The sequence below is a fragment of the Pseudomonas sp. A25(2017) genome (assembly GCF_002001065.1).
In the GTDB taxonomy this organism is placed as follows: domain Bacteria; phylum Pseudomonadota; class Gammaproteobacteria; order Pseudomonadales; family Pseudomonadaceae; genus Aquipseudomonas; species Aquipseudomonas kilonensis.
Window position 1 is genome coordinate 68,001 of record NZ_MUOA01000076.1, and the last position, 14,649, is coordinate 82,649.

At 61.4% G+C, this 14,649-nt stretch carries 12 protein-coding genes; 6 read left to right on the forward strand and 6 right to left on the reverse strand.

Features of this window, described 5'->3' with window-relative positions:
* Positions 1 to 18 precede the first annotated feature (18 nt).
* The 3 genes from B0E42_RS20035 to B0E42_RS20045 form a co-directional block, all read right to left on the reverse strand.
* Positions 19 to 1,122, reverse strand: a complete 1,104-nt coding sequence (locus B0E42_RS20035; RefSeq protein WP_018612605.1) for an NADH:flavin oxidoreductase — start codon at positions 1,120 to 1,122, stop codon at positions 19 to 21.
* Positions 1,123 to 1,422: 300 nt separating this feature from the next.
* The gene (locus B0E42_RS20040) at positions 1,423 to 1,905 is read right to left on the reverse strand and encodes a glutathione peroxidase (protein WP_018612606.1); all 483 of its coding nucleotides are present in this window, start codon (positions 1,903 to 1,905) and stop codon (positions 1,423 to 1,425) included.
* Between the two features lie 121 nt (positions 1,906 to 2,026).
* Positions 2,027 to 2,512 carry a peptidylprolyl isomerase gene (locus tag B0E42_RS20045; RefSeq protein WP_018612607.1) on the reverse strand — a complete coding sequence of 162 codons (486 nt, stop codon included), beginning with the start codon at positions 2,510 to 2,512 and terminating at the stop codon, positions 2,027 to 2,029.
* On the opposite strand from B0E42_RS20045, the gene B0E42_RS20050 reads away from it, so the two are divergent.
* Genes B0E42_RS20050 through B0E42_RS20060 form a run of 3 tightly spaced genes read left to right on the forward strand, consistent with a single transcriptional unit; the run spans position 2,481 to position 5,882 of the window.
* On the forward strand, positions 2,481 to 2,819 hold the full coding sequence (locus tag B0E42_RS20050) for a DUF3565 domain-containing protein (RefSeq protein ID WP_018612608.1): 339 nt from the start codon (positions 2,481 to 2,483) through the stop codon (positions 2,817 to 2,819). The two genes, B0E42_RS20045 and B0E42_RS20050, sit on opposite strands and share 32 nt — an antisense overlap.
* 54 nt (positions 2,820 to 2,873) lie before the next feature.
* Positions 2,874 to 4,973: a phosphate acetyltransferase gene (gene pta / locus B0E42_RS20055; protein ID WP_014340158.1), complete on the forward strand. Its 2,100-nt coding sequence runs from the start codon at positions 2,874 to 2,876 to the stop codon at positions 4,971 to 4,973.
* Positions 4,974 to 5,882 carry an acyltransferase gene (locus B0E42_RS20060; protein ID WP_077507122.1) on the forward strand — a complete coding sequence of 303 codons (909 nt, stop codon included), beginning with the start codon at positions 4,974 to 4,976 and terminating at the stop codon, positions 5,880 to 5,882.
* 204 nt (positions 5,883 to 6,086) lie between these two features.
* Here the strand turns inward: B0E42_RS20060 and cysN are convergent, their stop codons facing one another.
* From cysN to B0E42_RS20075, 3 genes are all read right to left on the reverse strand, one after another.
* A complete protein-coding gene (cysN, locus tag B0E42_RS20065; protein WP_014340160.1) occupies positions 6,087 to 7,985 on the reverse strand; it encodes a sulfate adenylyltransferase subunit CysN in 1,899 nt (632 codons plus the stop codon).
* A gap of 9 nt (positions 7,986 to 7,994) precedes the next feature.
* Positions 7,995 to 8,912 carry a sulfate adenylyltransferase subunit CysD gene (gene cysD, locus B0E42_RS20070; protein ID WP_003178041.1) on the reverse strand — a complete coding sequence of 306 codons (918 nt, stop codon included), beginning with the start codon at positions 8,910 to 8,912 and terminating at the stop codon, positions 7,995 to 7,997.
* Between the two features lie 410 nt (positions 8,913 to 9,322).
* On the reverse strand, positions 9,323 to 10,081 hold the full coding sequence (locus B0E42_RS20075; RefSeq protein ID WP_018612615.1) for a Nif3-like dinuclear metal center hexameric protein: 759 nt from the start codon (positions 10,079 to 10,081) through the stop codon (positions 9,323 to 9,325).
* Between the two features lie 104 nt (positions 10,082 to 10,185).
* Between B0E42_RS20075 and algW the strand changes: the two genes are divergently transcribed.
* The 3 genes from algW (at position 10,186) to B0E42_RS20090 (ending at position 14,423) form a co-directional block, all read left to right on the forward strand.
* Complete coding sequence (gene algW / locus B0E42_RS20080) at positions 10,186 to 11,346, forward strand: Do family serine endopeptidase AlgW (protein WP_014340162.1); 1,161 nt, start codon at positions 10,186 to 10,188, stop codon at positions 11,344 to 11,346.
* A 243-nt stretch (positions 11,347 to 11,589) separates the two neighbouring features.
* Positions 11,590 to 13,692, forward strand: a complete 2,103-nt coding sequence (locus B0E42_RS20085) for a TonB-dependent siderophore receptor (RefSeq protein WP_077507123.1) — start codon at positions 11,590 to 11,592, stop codon at positions 13,690 to 13,692.
* A gap of 11 nt (positions 13,693 to 13,703) precedes the next feature.
* Positions 13,704 to 14,423 (forward strand): DUF4198 domain-containing protein, encoded by a 720-nt coding sequence (locus B0E42_RS20090; protein WP_024616622.1) that lies wholly within the window; start codon positions 13,704 to 13,706, stop codon positions 14,421 to 14,423.
* Positions 14,424 to 14,649: the final 226 nt, after the last annotated feature.

The window sequence follows — 14,649 nt, forward strand, 5'->3', positions numbered from 1 at the left end:
GGCCCTACAAGGCGCCGCTTAAACCAGGGTCATCAACGCCTCACGACTGAACGGCAAGATCTCCTGCTCCCGACCTTCGCGAACTTTCTGCGCCCAGTCCGGATCCACCAGCAGCGCACGCCCCACCGCCACCAGGTCGAACTCATCGTTGTTCAAGCGCTCCAGCAGTTTCTCCAGGCTGGCCGGTTGCGCGATTTTGTCGGTGTTGACCATGAACTGCAGAAACTCGCCATCCAGGCCGACGCTGCCAACGGTGATGGTCGGCTTGCCGGTGAGCTTGCGGGTCCAGCCGGCCAGGTTCAGCTCGGAGCCTTCGAACTCCGGCTCCCAGAAGCGCCGTGTCGAACAGTGAAAAATATCCACGCCCGCGTCAGACAACGGCTTGAGGAATTCGCCCAGGGCTTCAGGGCTCTGCACCAGGCGCGCGGTGTAGTCCTGCTGCTTCCATTGGGAGAAGCGGAAAATGATCGGGAAGCCCTCTCCCACCGCCGCGCGCACGGCACGGATCAATTCGATCGCAAAGCGCGAGCGGTTGGCCAGGCTGCCGCCATATCCGTCGGTGCGCTGGTTGCTGCCTTCCCAGAAGAACTGGTCCACCAGGTAGCCGTGGGCACCGTGGATTTCCACTCCGTCCATGCCAATGCTTTGCGCGTCTTTTGCCGCCTGGGCGAACGCGGCGATGACGTCGTCAATGTCCGCCTGGGTCATGCCGTGGACCACCACCTGACCGTCCTTGAGCTTTTCGGTCGGGCCATAGCCCGGCACGCTGGCGTCCGGCTCGGTGCCGATGCGTCGCACACTGCCCACATGCCACAGTTGTGGAACAATCTTGCCGCCTTCGGCATGCACCGCATCAACCACTTTCTTCCAGCCGGCCAGCGCGGCGTCGCCATAGAAATGCGGCACGTTCGGGTAGCCGTTGGAGGCCTTGTGCCCCACCGTCGTGCCCTCGGTGATGATCAGGCCGACCCCGGCCGCCGCGCGGCGACGGTAATACTCGATGACCTTGGCATTGGGCACGCCGCCCGGCGAAAAGGAACGGGTCATCGGCGCCATCACCACCCGGGTCGGCAACTCGAGCGCGCCGAGGTGGAAAGGTTTGAACAGGGCTTTTGCAGGCATGGGGCACTCCACGGGACGAAGTCACAGGTCGGATATGACGACGATAATATGGAGCATGGTAAGCGCTGGGTAGCACTATTGATTGGAGTGATTAAGGATCAAAAGATCGCGACTGTCTGGAAGCTAATGCCAAGGCGAGTGCAAAACCTGTGGCGAGGGGATTTATCCCCGCTGGGTTGCGCAGCAACCCCATCAGCTGCGACCGAGTCTTTTCTGACACACCGAGTTAGCAGGTTTTGGGGGCTGCTTCGCAACCCAGCGGGGATAAATCCCCTCGCCACAGGGTTCAGTGCCGGGCTTTCAGCCCAGCGCTTTTTCGATCGCCTGGATCACGGCAGGATCATCCGGCGCCGTGCGCGGTGAGAAACGCGCCAGTACCCGACCGTCCTTGCCGAGCAGGAATTTTTCGAAGTTCCAGGTAATGTCCCCGGGAAACTCGGCCCCCTCGCCCGCCAGCAGGCGGTACAACTGATGACGATCGTGACCGTTCACGTCCAGCTTGCTGGACAGCGGGAATGTCACGCCATAGTTGAGGCTGCAGAAGTCCTGGATTTCCTGCTCGGTCCCCGGCTCTTGCCCGGCGAACTGATTGCAGGGCAGGCCCAGCACGCTGAAACCCTTGGCCTTGTATTGCTGATAGAGGTTTTCCAGCGCCGCGTATTGAGGCGTCAGGCCACATTTGGAGGCGACGTTGACCACCAGCACGACTTGCCCCTTGAACGGCGCCAGAGCAAGCTCCTGACCATCCAGGGCTTTCAATTTAAGGTCGTGAAAAGCACTCATGACGAACTCCAGGTTTGCGGATCTTTTCGAAACAGCCATGGGTGATGCTAACAGCAACCGACTAAAAAGGCGCCGTATGGCGCCTTTCCAGTTCACTGGTTACTTGAGCGTAGCGCAGAAATCAGTGGTGATGGCCGCCTTCGCCATGGACGTGACCATGGGCGATTTCTTCCTGGCTGGCGTCACGGATGTCGACGATCTTGACTTGGAAGTTCAAGCGCTGACCGGCCAACGGGTGGTTGCCGTCAACGGTGACGTCATCGCCTTCCAGGTCGCGGATGGTGACGATCTGCATCTGGCCATCGGGCGCCGAGGCGTGGAACTGCATGCCCACTTCCAGCTCATCCACGCCTTCGAACATGCTGCGGCTCAAGGTGCTGACCAGCTCAGCGGAGTATTCACCATAAGCGTCTTCCGGCTCAACGGCCACTTTCAGCTCGTCACCGACGGCTTTGCCCTCCAGGGCCTTTTCCAGACCCGGAATGATATTACCTGCGCCTTGCAGGTAGACCAGCGGAGCGCCGCCGGCAGAGCTGTCGATGACCTCACCAGCGTCATTGGTCAGGGTATAGTCGATGGAGACAGCCTTATTGGCGGCGATCAGCATGGGGCGAGACCTTTTGCATAAGAATGAAGAACGGACAAGTCTAAACAAGGATTTGCCCGAAAGCGAACGGAACCCGGACAAACGGGCTAGCTCGAACAGACCGACGGTCACCGGTTTCCATCAGGACGAGGACGGGCACTGGGTGGCCGAGCTGTCCTGTGGCCACACTCAGCATCTGCGTCACCAGCCACCGTGGCAGTCCCGGGCCTGGGTGCTGGACCCCGGGCAACGTATTGAAAAAATAGGTCAGCCCTTTGATTGCGGCTGGTGCGCTCAAGGCCCGGTTAGCGATAACCTTGGCGACTGAATCGTGGGTAGACGGCCAGATATAGGCCGCGCCATTCCCCCTTAGAGAATTCGCATGCAAACTTTTTTTATCGCGCCCACCGATTTTGGTGTGGGCCTGACCTCCATCAGCCTCGGGCTGGTGCGCACCCTTGAACGCGCCGGGCTGAAAGTCGGCTTTTTCAAACCCATTGCCCAGCCGCATCCCGGCGACACCGGGCCGGAACGCTCCACCGAGCTGGTGGCCCGCACCCATGGCCTCAAGCCGCCGCAGCCACTGGGCCTGGCGCACGTCGAGCGCATGCTCGGCGACGGCCAGCTCGATGAGCTGCTGGAAGAAATCATTACGCTGTACCAGCAGGCAGCCATCGGCAAGGACGTGCTGGTCGTCGAAGGCATGGTCCCGACCCGCAACGCCAGCTACGCCGCCCGGGTCAACCTGCACCTGGCCAAGAGCCTGGACGCCGAGGTCATCCTGGTGTCGGCGCCGGAAAACGAAGTGCTGACCGAACTGTCTGGCCGGGTAGAGTTGCAGGCGCAGTTGTTTGGCGGGCCGAAGGACCCGAAAGTTCTCGGGGTGATCCTGAACAAGGTCCGCACCGACGAAAGCATGGAGGCGTTTTCCGCACGGCTCAAGGAACACTCGCCCTTGCTGCGCAGCGGCGATTTCCGCCTGCTCGGTTGCATCCCGTTTCGCCCCGAACTCAATGCCCCGCGCACCCGCGACGTGGCCGACCTGATGGGCGCGCAGGTGCTCAACGCCGGCGACTACGAAACCCGGCGCATGAGCAACATCATCATTTGCGCGCGCACCATGCGCAACACCGTGGAGCTGCTCAAGCCTGGCGTGCTGGTGGTGACCCCCGGCGATCGCGACGACATCATCCTGGCCGTGAGCCTGGCAGCGATCAACGGCGTGCCGCTGGCCGGCCTGCTGCTGACCAGTGACACCCTGCCCGACCCGCGCATCATGGATTTGTGTCGCGGCGCCTTGCAGGCGGGGTTGCCGGTGCTGTCGGTGAGCACCGGCTCCTATGACACTGCCAACCTGCTCAACGGTTTGAACAAGGAAATCCCCATCGATGACCGCGAACGTGCGGAGATCATCACCGATTTTGTCGCCAGTCACCTGGACGCCAGATGGCTGCACCAGCGCTGCGGCACGCCACGGGAAATGCGCCTGTCGCCAGCGGTGTTCCGCTATCAGTTGATCCAGCGCGCCCAGGCCGCCAACAAACGCATCGTGCTGCCCGAAGGCAGCGAACCGTTGACCGTCCAGGCTGCCGCCATTTGCCAGGCCCGGGGCATTGCCCGCTGCGTGTTGCTGGCCAAACCGGCCGACGTCGAGGCAGTGGCCCGCGCCCAAGGTATCGAACTGCCGCCGGGGCTGGAGATTCTCGACCCGGATTCGATTCGCGAGCGTTACGTCGAACCCATGGTGAGTTTGCGCAAGAGCAAGAGCCTGAACGCGCCGATGGCCGAGCAGCAACTGGAAGACACCGTGGTCATCGGTACAATGATGCTGGCCCTGGATGAAGTGGACGGGCTGGTATCCGGGGTCATCCATTCCACCGCCAACACCATCCGCCCGGCGTTGCAACTGATCAAGACCGCGCCAGGATGCTCGCTGGTGTCCTCGGTGTTTTTCATGCTGTTTCCCGAAGAAGTGCTGGTCTACGGCGACTGCGTGATGAACCCGCACCCCAGCGCTGCGGAGCTGGCGGAAATCGCCCTGCAAAGTGCCGACTCGGCCGCCGCGTTCGGCATCACGCCGCGGGTGGCGATGCTCAGCTACTCCAGCGGCGAGTCGGCCAGTGGCGAAGAAGTGGAAAAAGTTCGCGAAGCCACCCTGCTGGCCCACGAGGCCCAGCACGGCCTGTTGATCGATGGTCCGTTGCAATACGACGCCGCCGCCAACGAAACCGTGGCACGGCAATTGGCGCCCAACAGCCAGGTGGCCGGCCGGGCGACGGTATTCATCTTCCCGGACCTCAACACCGGCAACACCACCCACAAGGCCGTGCAGCGCAGCGCCGACTGCGTCAGCCTCGGGCCGATGCTGCAAGGCTTGCGTAAACCGGTGAATGACTTGCCCCGCGGCGCCCAGGTCGACGACATCGTGTACACCATCGCCCTGACCGCGATCCAAGCCGCCAACCGACCTTTGGACATTTAAATGCTGGACTTTTTGCCTGCTCCTTTGCGCGGCGTCATTGCCTCGCTGCTGTTGGCGCTGAACACCATCGCCTGCTGCACGCCACTGTTCATCGTGGCGATCTTCAAGCTGTTGCTGCCCTTCCCCGCCGCCCAGCGCTTCACCAACTGGCTGATGGGCCACATCCACGAAGCCTGGATCAGCAACAACAAGGCCTGGATGAGCCTGCTGCGTCGTACCCGCTGGCACCTCAGCGGCCTGGAGGGCCTGGACTACCAGCATTCGTACCTGATCACCAGCAACCACCAGAGCTGGGTCGACATCATGGTGTTGCAGTACGTGCTGAACCGACGCATCCGGCCGCTGAAGTTCTTCCTCAAGCAGGAACTGATCTGGGTGCCGGTGATCGGCCTGGCCTGGTGGGCGCTGGGCTTCCCGTTCATGAAACGCTACTCCAAGGCTTACCTGGAGAAGCATCCGGAAAAGAAAGGCAAGGACCTGGAAACCACCCGCAAGACCTGCGCGAAGTTTCGCGACAACCCTGTGGGCATTTTCAACTTCGTCGAAGGCACGCGCTTCACCGACGGCAAGCATGCCCAGCAGCAGTCACCGTTTCGCTACCTGCTCAAGCCCAAGGCCGGCGGCATCGCGTTTGTACTGGATGCCATGGGTGAGCAACTGGAGTCGATCATCAACGTGACCATTCATTATCCGGGCGGTCGTCCGGGCTATTGGGATTTGCTCTGCGGCAACGTTGGAGAGGTGGTGGTGCATTTCCAGGAACTGAAGATCCCAGCGCAGTTCATTGGCAAGAACTACGACCAGGACGGCGTGTATCGCCTGGAGTTCCAGGGCTGGATCAACCAGTTGTGGCAGGACAAGGATGCGTTGCTTGCGCAGATGCATCGGGAGTATCCAAACCCCCACTAACTTCCCCTGTGGGAGCGGGCTGTGTGGGAGCAAGGCTTGCTCGCGATCCAGGCGCTGCGGTCCTCAAGAGACCGCGGCGTTTTCATCGCGGGCAAGCCTTGCTCCCACACAGCCCGCTCCCACAGTTGACCGAATTGTTCTCTGGAAATGAAAAAGCCCGCAGATGATCGCTCATCTGCGGGCTTTTAGTTACAGCGGCGGACCTTAGATCGCCCCACGCTTGCGCAGCAGATCCAGCACCTGCTTGACACTCTCTTCCAGGGTCAGCGACTGGGTGTCGATCACCAGGTCGGCATCCAGCGGCACGTCATACGGGAAGGATTCGCCCGGGATGTTGTCGCCAGCGGCGGCATACAGCCCTTGCGGATCACGCTGGGCACACACCGTTGGCGAGGCCTGGACGTAGACCGTCAGCAGACGCTCCTTGCCGATCAGCGCCTTGGCCTGTTCGCGGCCTTCGGCATCCGGGGCGACAAACGCGGCGAGGGTCAGCAGGCCGGCTTCGTTGAACTGACGGGCGACGTGAGCCGCCCGGCGCCAGTTCTCGGTACGCCCGGCGCGATCCTGTGGCAAGCCCTTGTTCAGGTCATGGCGCAGGTTCTGGCCATCGAGGACAAAGACCGCACGGCCCGAGTCGAACAACTTGCGCTCGACCGCATAGGCCAGCGTGCTTTTGCCTGCGCCCGACAGGCCACTGAACAAGACCGTGGCCGGCTGCTGGCCGAAGCGCTGGGCGCGTTCTTCCACCGACACATGGGCCAGCTTGCCATGGTGCGTGCTGCTGCCGTGAGCCAGCGGCTGGGCGACGATCATGCCGGCACCGACCGTGCCGTTGGTCAGGCGATCGATGACGATGAACGCGCCAGTGGTGCGGTTGCTCTCGTAACCGTCCAGAGCGATCGGCGCATCCAGGGCGATCTTCACCTGGCCGATTTCGTTGAGCTGCAACGCGCTGGCCGGACCTTCTTCAAGGGTGTTCACATCCACCTTGTTGACGATGCTGGCAATCGAGCCCGGCACGTAGCTGGTGGCGCGCTTGATGTCATATTTCTTGCCCGGCAGCATCGGCTCTTCGGCCATCCACACCAGCATCGCTTCGAAGCTGTCGGTGACCGGCGGCACGTTGTCGGCATGCACCAGCAAGTCGCCACGGGAGATGTCGATTTCGTCTTCCATGGTCAGCGTTACCGCCTGGCCAGGACCTGCATGTTCCAACTCGCCTTCGAAGGTGACGATGGATTTCACGCGGCTGCTCTTGCCCGACGGCAGCACCACCACTTCGTCGCCCTTGTGCACGATGCCACTGGCGAGGGTGCCGGCGAAGCCGCGGAAGTTCAGGTTCGGACGGTTGACGTACTGCACCGGGAAACGCAGGTCGGTGAAGTTACGGTCGCCCGCCACTTCCACGGTCTCGAGGATCTCCATCAGCGACTGGCCGGTGTACCACGGCGAACGCTCGGACTTGTTCACCACGTTGTCGCCCTTGAGGGCAGACATCGGCACGAAGTGCATGGTGGTGGGCTTCATCTTCAAGCCTTCGGCGAACTTCAGGTAGTCGGCCTTGATCGACTCGAACACGCCCTGGTCGAAGTCCTTGAGGTCCATCTTGTTGATGGCCACGACGATGTGCTTGATGCCCAGCAACGAGGCAATGAAGCTGTGACGACGGGTCTGGGTCTGCACGCCGTAGCGGGCGTCCACCAGGATGATCGCCAGGTCACAGGTGGACGCACCGGTGGCCATGTTGCGGGTGTACTGCTCATGGCCTGGGGTATCGGCGATGATGAATTTACGCTTGGCGGTGGAGAAATAGCGGTAGGCGACATCGATGGTGATGCCTTGCTCGCGCTCGGCCTGCAGGCCGTCGACCAGCAACGCCAGGTCGATATCGTCACCGGTGGTGCCGACTTTCTTCGAATCGCGGGTGATGGCTTCCAGGTGATCTTCGTAGATCATCTTGGAGTCGTGCAGCAGGCGCCCGATCAGGGTGCTCTTGCCGTCGTCGACGTTACCGCAGGTCAAAAAGCGCAGCAGCTCTTTACGCTCGTGCTGGCCCAGGTAGGCGAGGATGTCCTCGCTGATCAAATCAGATTGATGCGACATGACAGCCCCTTAGAAATAACCTTGACGTTTTTTATCTTCCATCGAGCCTGCGCCATCGTGGTCGATGACCCGGCCCTGGCGCTCGGAAGTTCGCGTCAGGAGCATTTCCTGGATGATGTCCGTCAGGCTTTCGGCCTCGGACTCCACCGCGCCCGTCAACGGGTAGCAGCCAAGGGTACGGAAACGCACTTTCTTCTTGACGATACGGGCTTTGTCTTCGTCGGACAGGTGCTCGAGGATGCGCTCGTCGTCAATCATGATCAGCGTGCCGTTCTTCTCGATCACTTCACGCTCGGCGGCAAAGTACAGCGGCACGATCGGGATGCCTTCAAGGTAGATGTACTGCCAGATGTCCAGCTCGGTCCAGTTCGACAGCGGGAATACCCGGATCGACTCGCCTTTGTTGACCTTGCCGTTGTAGACGTTCCACAACTCCGGGCGCTGGTTCTTCGGGTCCCAGCGGTGCTTGCTGTCGCGGAACGAGTACACGCGCTCCTTGGCGCGGGATTTCTCTTCATCGCGACGGGCACCGCCGAACGCGGCGTCGAAACCATATTTGTCCAAGGCCTGCTTGAGGCCTTCGGTCTTCATGATGTCGGTGTGCTTGGCACTGCCGTGGGTAAATGGGTTGATGCCCTGCGCCACGCCGTCCGGGTTCACATGGGTGATCAAATCCAGGCCCAGTTCCTCGACCATGCGGTCGCGGAACTTGTACATTTCCTGGAATTTCCAGCGGGTGTCGACGTGCATCACCGGAAACGGCAGCTTGCCGGGGAAGAACGCCTTGCGTGCCAGGTGCAGCATCACGGCGGAGTCTTTACCGATGGAGTACAGCATCACCGGGTTATCGAACTCGGCGGCCACCTCGCGGATGATGTGGATGCTTTCCGCCTCCAGCTGTTTCAGATGCGTCAGTTTGTCGACCATGGCTACTCACGAAAACTTTCTTATGAACGGCCAGCGGGCCGTGTTCGAGCGGGGAATCCTAGCACAGCGACCTCTTCTAATCAGGGCGCCAACTAGATCGAAACAGCATATGGATATGCCTGACGGTTCGGCCGTTGCAGTGGGCCCTGTGGGAGACAGTGAACCCTGTGGGAGACAGTGAACCCTGTAGGAGACAGTGAACCCTGTAGGAGACAGTGAACCCTGTAGGAGACAGTGAACCCTGTAGGAGACAGTGAACCCTGTGGGAGACAGTGAACCCTGTGGGAGCAAAGCTTGCTCGCGATGACGTCGGCACATGCAACGCCGCTATCGCGAGCAAGCTTTGCTCCCACAGGCTTTGCTCCCACAGGCTCGCTCCCACAGGGAATACAAACAGGGGTTATAAACAGTCAGATGGGATTCGGGCAATCGATGAAGATGTGCTCCAGGGCGAAGCGTCGCGCCAGATAATCACCCAGCGCCTGGACACCATAGCGTTCGGTCGCATGATGCCCGGCGGCGACGAAGCTGATGCCATTTTCCCGCGCACTGTGGAACGTCTGCTCCGACGCCTCGCCGCTGAGGTACAGGTCGACGCCAGCCAACACCGCCTGATCGATATAGCCCTGGCCGCCACCGGTGCACCAGCCGACCCGGCGAATCATCTGCTCGCCTTCGATCAACAACGGCTCTCGCCCCATGACTTCCTGGACCTTGCGCGCGAAATCCCGCGCCGTCATCGGTTCGGACAGGGAGCCGACCAGGCCGACGATCTTGGGGTTGTCCGGATCCAGCGGTCCCTCGACAGTGATGTCCAACTGGCGGGCCAGTTGCACGTTGTTGCCCACCTCCGGGTGCAGGTCCAAGGGCAAGTGGTAGGCCAGCAGGCTGATGTCATGTTTGAGCAACGTCTTGAGGCGACGCTGTTTCATGCCGGTGATGCAAGGGTTTTCGCCCTTCCAGAAGTAACCGTGATGCACCAGCACCAGGTCGGCCTCGGCCTCGACGGCAGCATCAAGCAACGCCTGGCTGGCGGTGACGCCACTGACAATGCGCATCACCTGGGGCGCACCTTCGACCTGCAGGCCGTTGGGGCAATAATCGGCAATCCGGCTGCTGGCCAGGTAACGGTCCGCTTCTTCGACCAGGGTGTTCAGGGCTACGGCCATGAAAAGACTCCTAAATATCCCGTTCAGAGGCACGCGCGGCCTCGTATAATGCGCGACATTATGGGCGGTCTCATACCGCCTGCAACCTTTGTAGGACGTGCTTAATGCTCAAGGCGCTGCGTTTTTCCGGCTGGCCGCTGTTGGCCGGCGTGCTTGTCGCTCTACTGATTATCCAGCGCTACCCGGAATGGGTGGGCTTGCCGAGCCTCGACGTCAACTTGCAGCAGGCGCCGCAAACCAAGGCGGTGCAACAGGGGCCGGTGTCCTATGCCGACGCCGTGACCACCGCCGCGCCAGCCGTAGTGAACCTGTACACCACCAAGGTCATCAACAAACCCAGCCATCCGTTGTTCGAAGACCCGCAATTCCGGCGCTTCTTCGGCGACAACTCGCCCAAGCAGAAGCGCATGGAGTCGAGCCTGGGGTCGGGCGTGATCATGAGCCCGGAAGGTTATATTTTGACCAACAACCACGTCACCAGCGGTGCCGACCAGATCGTGGTGGCGCTCAAGGACGGTCGTGAAACCCTGGCCCGGGTAATCGGCAGCGACCCGGAAACCGACCTCGCGGTGCTGAAGATCGACCTCAAGAACCTGCCGGCCATCACCATCGGCCGCTCCGACAGCATCCGCATCGGCGACGTGACCCTGGCCATCGGCAACCCGTTCGGCGTTGGCCAGACCGTGACCATGGGCATCATCAGCGCCACCGGGCGCAATCAGTTGGGCCTGAACAACTACGAGGATTTCATCCAGACCGACGCCGCGATCAACCCCGGCAACTCCGGCGGCGCGCTGGTGGATGCCAACGGCAACCTCACCGGGATCAACACGGCGATCTTCTCCAAGTCCGGCGGCAGCCAGGGCATCGGTTTCGCCATTCCGGTGAAGCTGGCGATGGAGGTGATGAAGTCGATCATCGAACACGGCCAGGTGATTCGCGGCTGGCTGGGCATTGAAGTCCAGCCGCTGACCCAGGAACTGGCGGAGTCCTTCGGCTTGTCCGGGCGGCCCGGCATCGTGGTGGCGGGGATTTTCCGCGACGGCCCGGCACAGAAGGCCGGCCTGCAACTGGGCGATGTGATCCTGAGCATCGATGGCGAGCCGGCCGGCGATGGCCGCCGCTCGATGAACCAGGTGGCGCGGATCAAGCCCACCGACAAGGTGACGATCCAGGTCATGCGCAACGGCAAGGAGCTCAAGCTCACCGCTGAAATCGGCCTGCGCCCACCGCCGGCGCCGGTGGTGCTCAAGGAAGAGCAGTAAGCCGCTTCAAGCCTTCCACCCCCCTGTGGCTAGGGAGCTTGCTCCCGCTGGGCTCTGTAGGAGCTGCCGAAGGCTGCGATCTTTTGATCTTTTGCTTGAGACTCAAGTGTCTGGGGAAAGATCGCAGCCTCGTTGCACTCGACAGCTCCTACAGCGGCTCCATCTCTCTGAAAATCAGGAATAGCATAAATTCTCATCGGTAGTGTTATATTGTTTCAATACTAAAAATTGGAACACCCTAACATGTCATCCCTGAAACGGATTTCCGCTGCCAGTCTCGCCTTGGGCCTGCTGGGCGATCCGGCCTACGCCGAAGAGAGCCAGCCCCTGGAGCTGGACGCCATCACCGTGACGTCCGACTACGAATCCCCCACCGGACCTGTCACAGGCTATCGCGCCACGCGCTCGGCCAGCGCCACCAAAACCGACACGGCCCTGCGCGACATCCCGCAATCGATCAGCGTGATTCCCGCCAGCGTGCTCAAGGACCTGGGCAGCACCAACGTCGAACGGGCATTGGAATACGCCGGCGGTGTATCGAAGCAGAACAACTTCGGTGGCCTGACGCTCTACGAATACAGCGTGCGCGGCTTCACGACGTCGGAGTTCTATAAGGACGGCTTCAGCGCCAACCGCGGTTATCCGAGCACGCCGGACACGGCGAACATCGAACGGATCGAAGTGCTCAAGGGGCCGGCCGCCAGCCTGTATGGACGGGGCGATCCCGGCGGTACGGTGAACATAGTCACCAAGAAACCCCAGCCCGAAGCCTTCACCACCTTGCAAACCAGCGCCGGCAGCTGGGATCGCTACCGCACCGCGCTGGACGTCAACACGCCACTGGACACCGAAGGCAACCTATTGTCGCGGGTCAACCTGGCGATCGAGGACAACCACAGCTTTCGCGATCACGTCGACAGCCAGCGCGTCTTCGTCGCGCCTTCCATCAGTTGGCAATTGAACCCTGACACCCGGTTACTGGTGGAAAGCGAAATCGTGCGCCACAGCTCGACGTTCGACCGTGGCATTGTCGCCCCGAACAACCGCTGGAGCGGCGTTTCCCGCTCGACCTTTTTGGGCGAACCCAACGACGGCGACATCGACAATCACAACAACATGCTCCAGGCCGCCCTCGAACATCAGCTCAACGACACCTGGCAACTGCGCCTGGCCAGCCATTACAAGCAGGGTGAACTCTGGGGTTTTGCCTCCGAAGCACGACCACTGAACGCCGACGGCCACACGGTGGACCGCCGCTATCGCGAGCGCGACAACAATTGGCACGACAGCATCACTCAACTGGAATTGCGCGGTCTGTTCGACCTCGGGCCGTGGCAGCATGAGCTGCTGATCGGCAGCGAATACGAGGATTACCGCAAGAACGAGCGCGTGACCAACATCGCCGGCGCTTACCCCATCGACATCTATCAGCCGGTCTACGGCCAGCCGAAACCCAATGGTGATCGTACCGGCACGGATTTTTTCGAGCGTGTGCAAAGCCGCGCATTGAACCTGCAGGACCAGATCGTCTTCACCGACAAACTGCGGGGCATGCTCGGCGTACGTTATGAGCATTTCGAGCAGAGCATCGACGATCACACCCGCAGTAAAACCAGCCGCCAGCGCCACGACACCCTGACGCAACGGGCCGGCCTGCTGTATCAACTGACACCCGAAGTCGGGCTGTTCGCCAACGCCTCCACCTCGTTCAAGCCCAACAACGGCCTGGATGCCGGTGGCAAAACCTTCGATCCCGAGGAAGGGGTTGGCTATGAAGTGGGGATCAAGAGCGAGTTGTTCGACGACCGCCTGAGCACCACCCTGGCGGCGTTCCATATAGAGAAGGAAAACGTCCTGAGCCCGGTCGCCGGGACCGACTTCAGCCGCGCCATCGGCAAGGCTCGCAGTCAAGGCATCGACCTGCAAGTGGCTGGGCAGGTGACCGACGCCGTGCGCGTGATCGGCGCCTATGCCTACATCGATGCCGAAGTGACCCAGGGCGACCAGGGAAATCCCACCGGCAGCCGAATCCTCGGCGTCGCCAAACACAGCGGTAGCCTGCTGGGCGTCTACGAATTCCAGGACGGCCACCTGCGCGGTTCGGATGTCGGCGCGGCGTTCACTTACGTCGGTGATCGCTCGGGCGAAGCCGGCAAGGATTTCGAACTGCCGGCCTATCACACCGTGGACCTGCTGGCCCATTACAAGGCCAGCGATGACGTCACCGTGGGCCTGAACCTGAACAACGTCTTCGACGAGAAATACTACGAACGCTCCTACAGCAATTACTGGGTTACCCCCGGCGATCCGCGCAACTTCACTGTCAGCCTCACCCTCGATCTATAAAGGAAGTCAGCATGAAATACCCCAAGACCTTCGCCCTGCTCGGCCTGCTCCTGGCCACACAGGCCTCGGCCCATGGTCTGTGGACCGAACAGCGTCGCGGCAACATCGAAGTGATCTACGGCCACGGCGCCGAAGACAATGCCTTCAAGGCGCAGAAAGTCAGCGGCGCCTGGGCCTATGACCTGGGCGGCAAGATGATCCCGGTCACCGTAGAGCGCCTGCCGGATCACGCCCGCCTGCAACCGCTCAAGCCGCCAGCGGTGCTGGCCGTGGCGCTGGACAACGGCATGTGGTCCCAGACAGCCGACAAGAAGTGGATCAACGAAGGCCGCAGCAAAGTGCCCGGGGCGATCGAGTCGACCCACACGTTCAAGTACAGCCTGGCGATCTATGAGCCGGGAGCGAAACTGCCGACGCTGGCACCGATCAAGTTCGTGATCCTGCCGGAAGTCGACCCGCTGACCGTTGGCCCGGGCCAGTCATTGCCGGTACGGGTGCTGCTGGACGGCAAACCGGCGGCCGGTGTGAAACTGGTGGGCGACTACCGCAGCGCGCCGAACACCGTATCGACTGAAACCGACGCAGAAGGCCGGGCCAAGGTGCTGGTGCGCAACGAAGGCTTGAATGTGATCGCGGCGCAGATGGAAATTGCCCTCAAGGACAACAAGGACGTGGCCACCCGTGGCGTGTTCACCTCGTTGACCTTCCTCGGTGAGCCGCATCACGATTAACCCCGCAGGGGATAGGCGGTGAACACATTTTTTGTGAACGCCCGCAGCCTATTGTGGGAGCGGGCTTGCTCGCGAAAGCGGTGGGTCAGCTTGCATGAATGTTGGATGTCATGCCCCTTTCGCGAGCAAGCCCGCTCCCACAGGGGATGGTCGGTGTACGGGAAATTTGAATACACCTGTAATCCACTGTGGGGAGCCTGCTCGCGATGAGGGCAGCACAGTCGCC

Excerpts from the sequence above, each read along its gene's own strand:
- B0E42_RS20035 (WP_018612605.1), bottom strand. The coding sequence starts at position 1,122 with ATGCCTGCAAAAGCCCTGTTCAAACCTTTCCACCTCGGCGCGCTCGAG.
- B0E42_RS20040 (WP_018612606.1), bottom strand. The coding sequence starts at position 1,905 with ATGAGTGCTTTTCACGACCTTAAATTGAAAGCCCTGGATGGTCAGGAG.
- B0E42_RS20050 (WP_018612608.1), top strand. The coding sequence starts at position 2,481 with ATGGAGACAGCCTTATTGGCGGCGATCAGCATGGGGCGAGACCTTTTG.
- B0E42_RS20045 (WP_018612607.1), bottom strand. The coding sequence starts at position 2,512 with ATGCTGATCGCCGCCAATAAGGCTGTCTCCATCGACTATACCCTGACC.
- pta (WP_014340158.1), top strand. The coding sequence starts at position 2,874 with ATGCAAACTTTTTTTATCGCGCCCACCGATTTTGGTGTGGGCCTGACC.
- B0E42_RS20060 (WP_077507122.1), top strand. The coding sequence starts at position 4,974 with ATGCTGGACTTTTTGCCTGCTCCTTTGCGCGGCGTCATTGCCTCGCTG.
- cysN (WP_014340160.1), bottom strand. The coding sequence starts at position 7,985 with ATGTCGCATCAATCTGATTTGATCAGCGAGGACATCCTCGCCTACCTG.
- cysD (WP_003178041.1), bottom strand. The coding sequence starts at position 8,912 with ATGGTCGACAAACTGACGCATCTGAAACAGCTGGAGGCGGAAAGCATC.
- B0E42_RS20075 (WP_018612615.1), bottom strand. The coding sequence starts at position 10,081 with ATGGCCGTAGCCCTGAACACCCTGGTCGAAGAAGCGGACCGTTACCTG.
- algW (WP_014340162.1), top strand. The coding sequence starts at position 10,186 with ATGCTCAAGGCGCTGCGTTTTTCCGGCTGGCCGCTGTTGGCCGGCGTG.
- B0E42_RS20085 (WP_077507123.1), top strand. The coding sequence starts at position 11,590 with ATGTCATCCCTGAAACGGATTTCCGCTGCCAGTCTCGCCTTGGGCCTG.
- B0E42_RS20090 (WP_024616622.1), top strand. The coding sequence starts at position 13,704 with ATGAAATACCCCAAGACCTTCGCCCTGCTCGGCCTGCTCCTGGCCACA.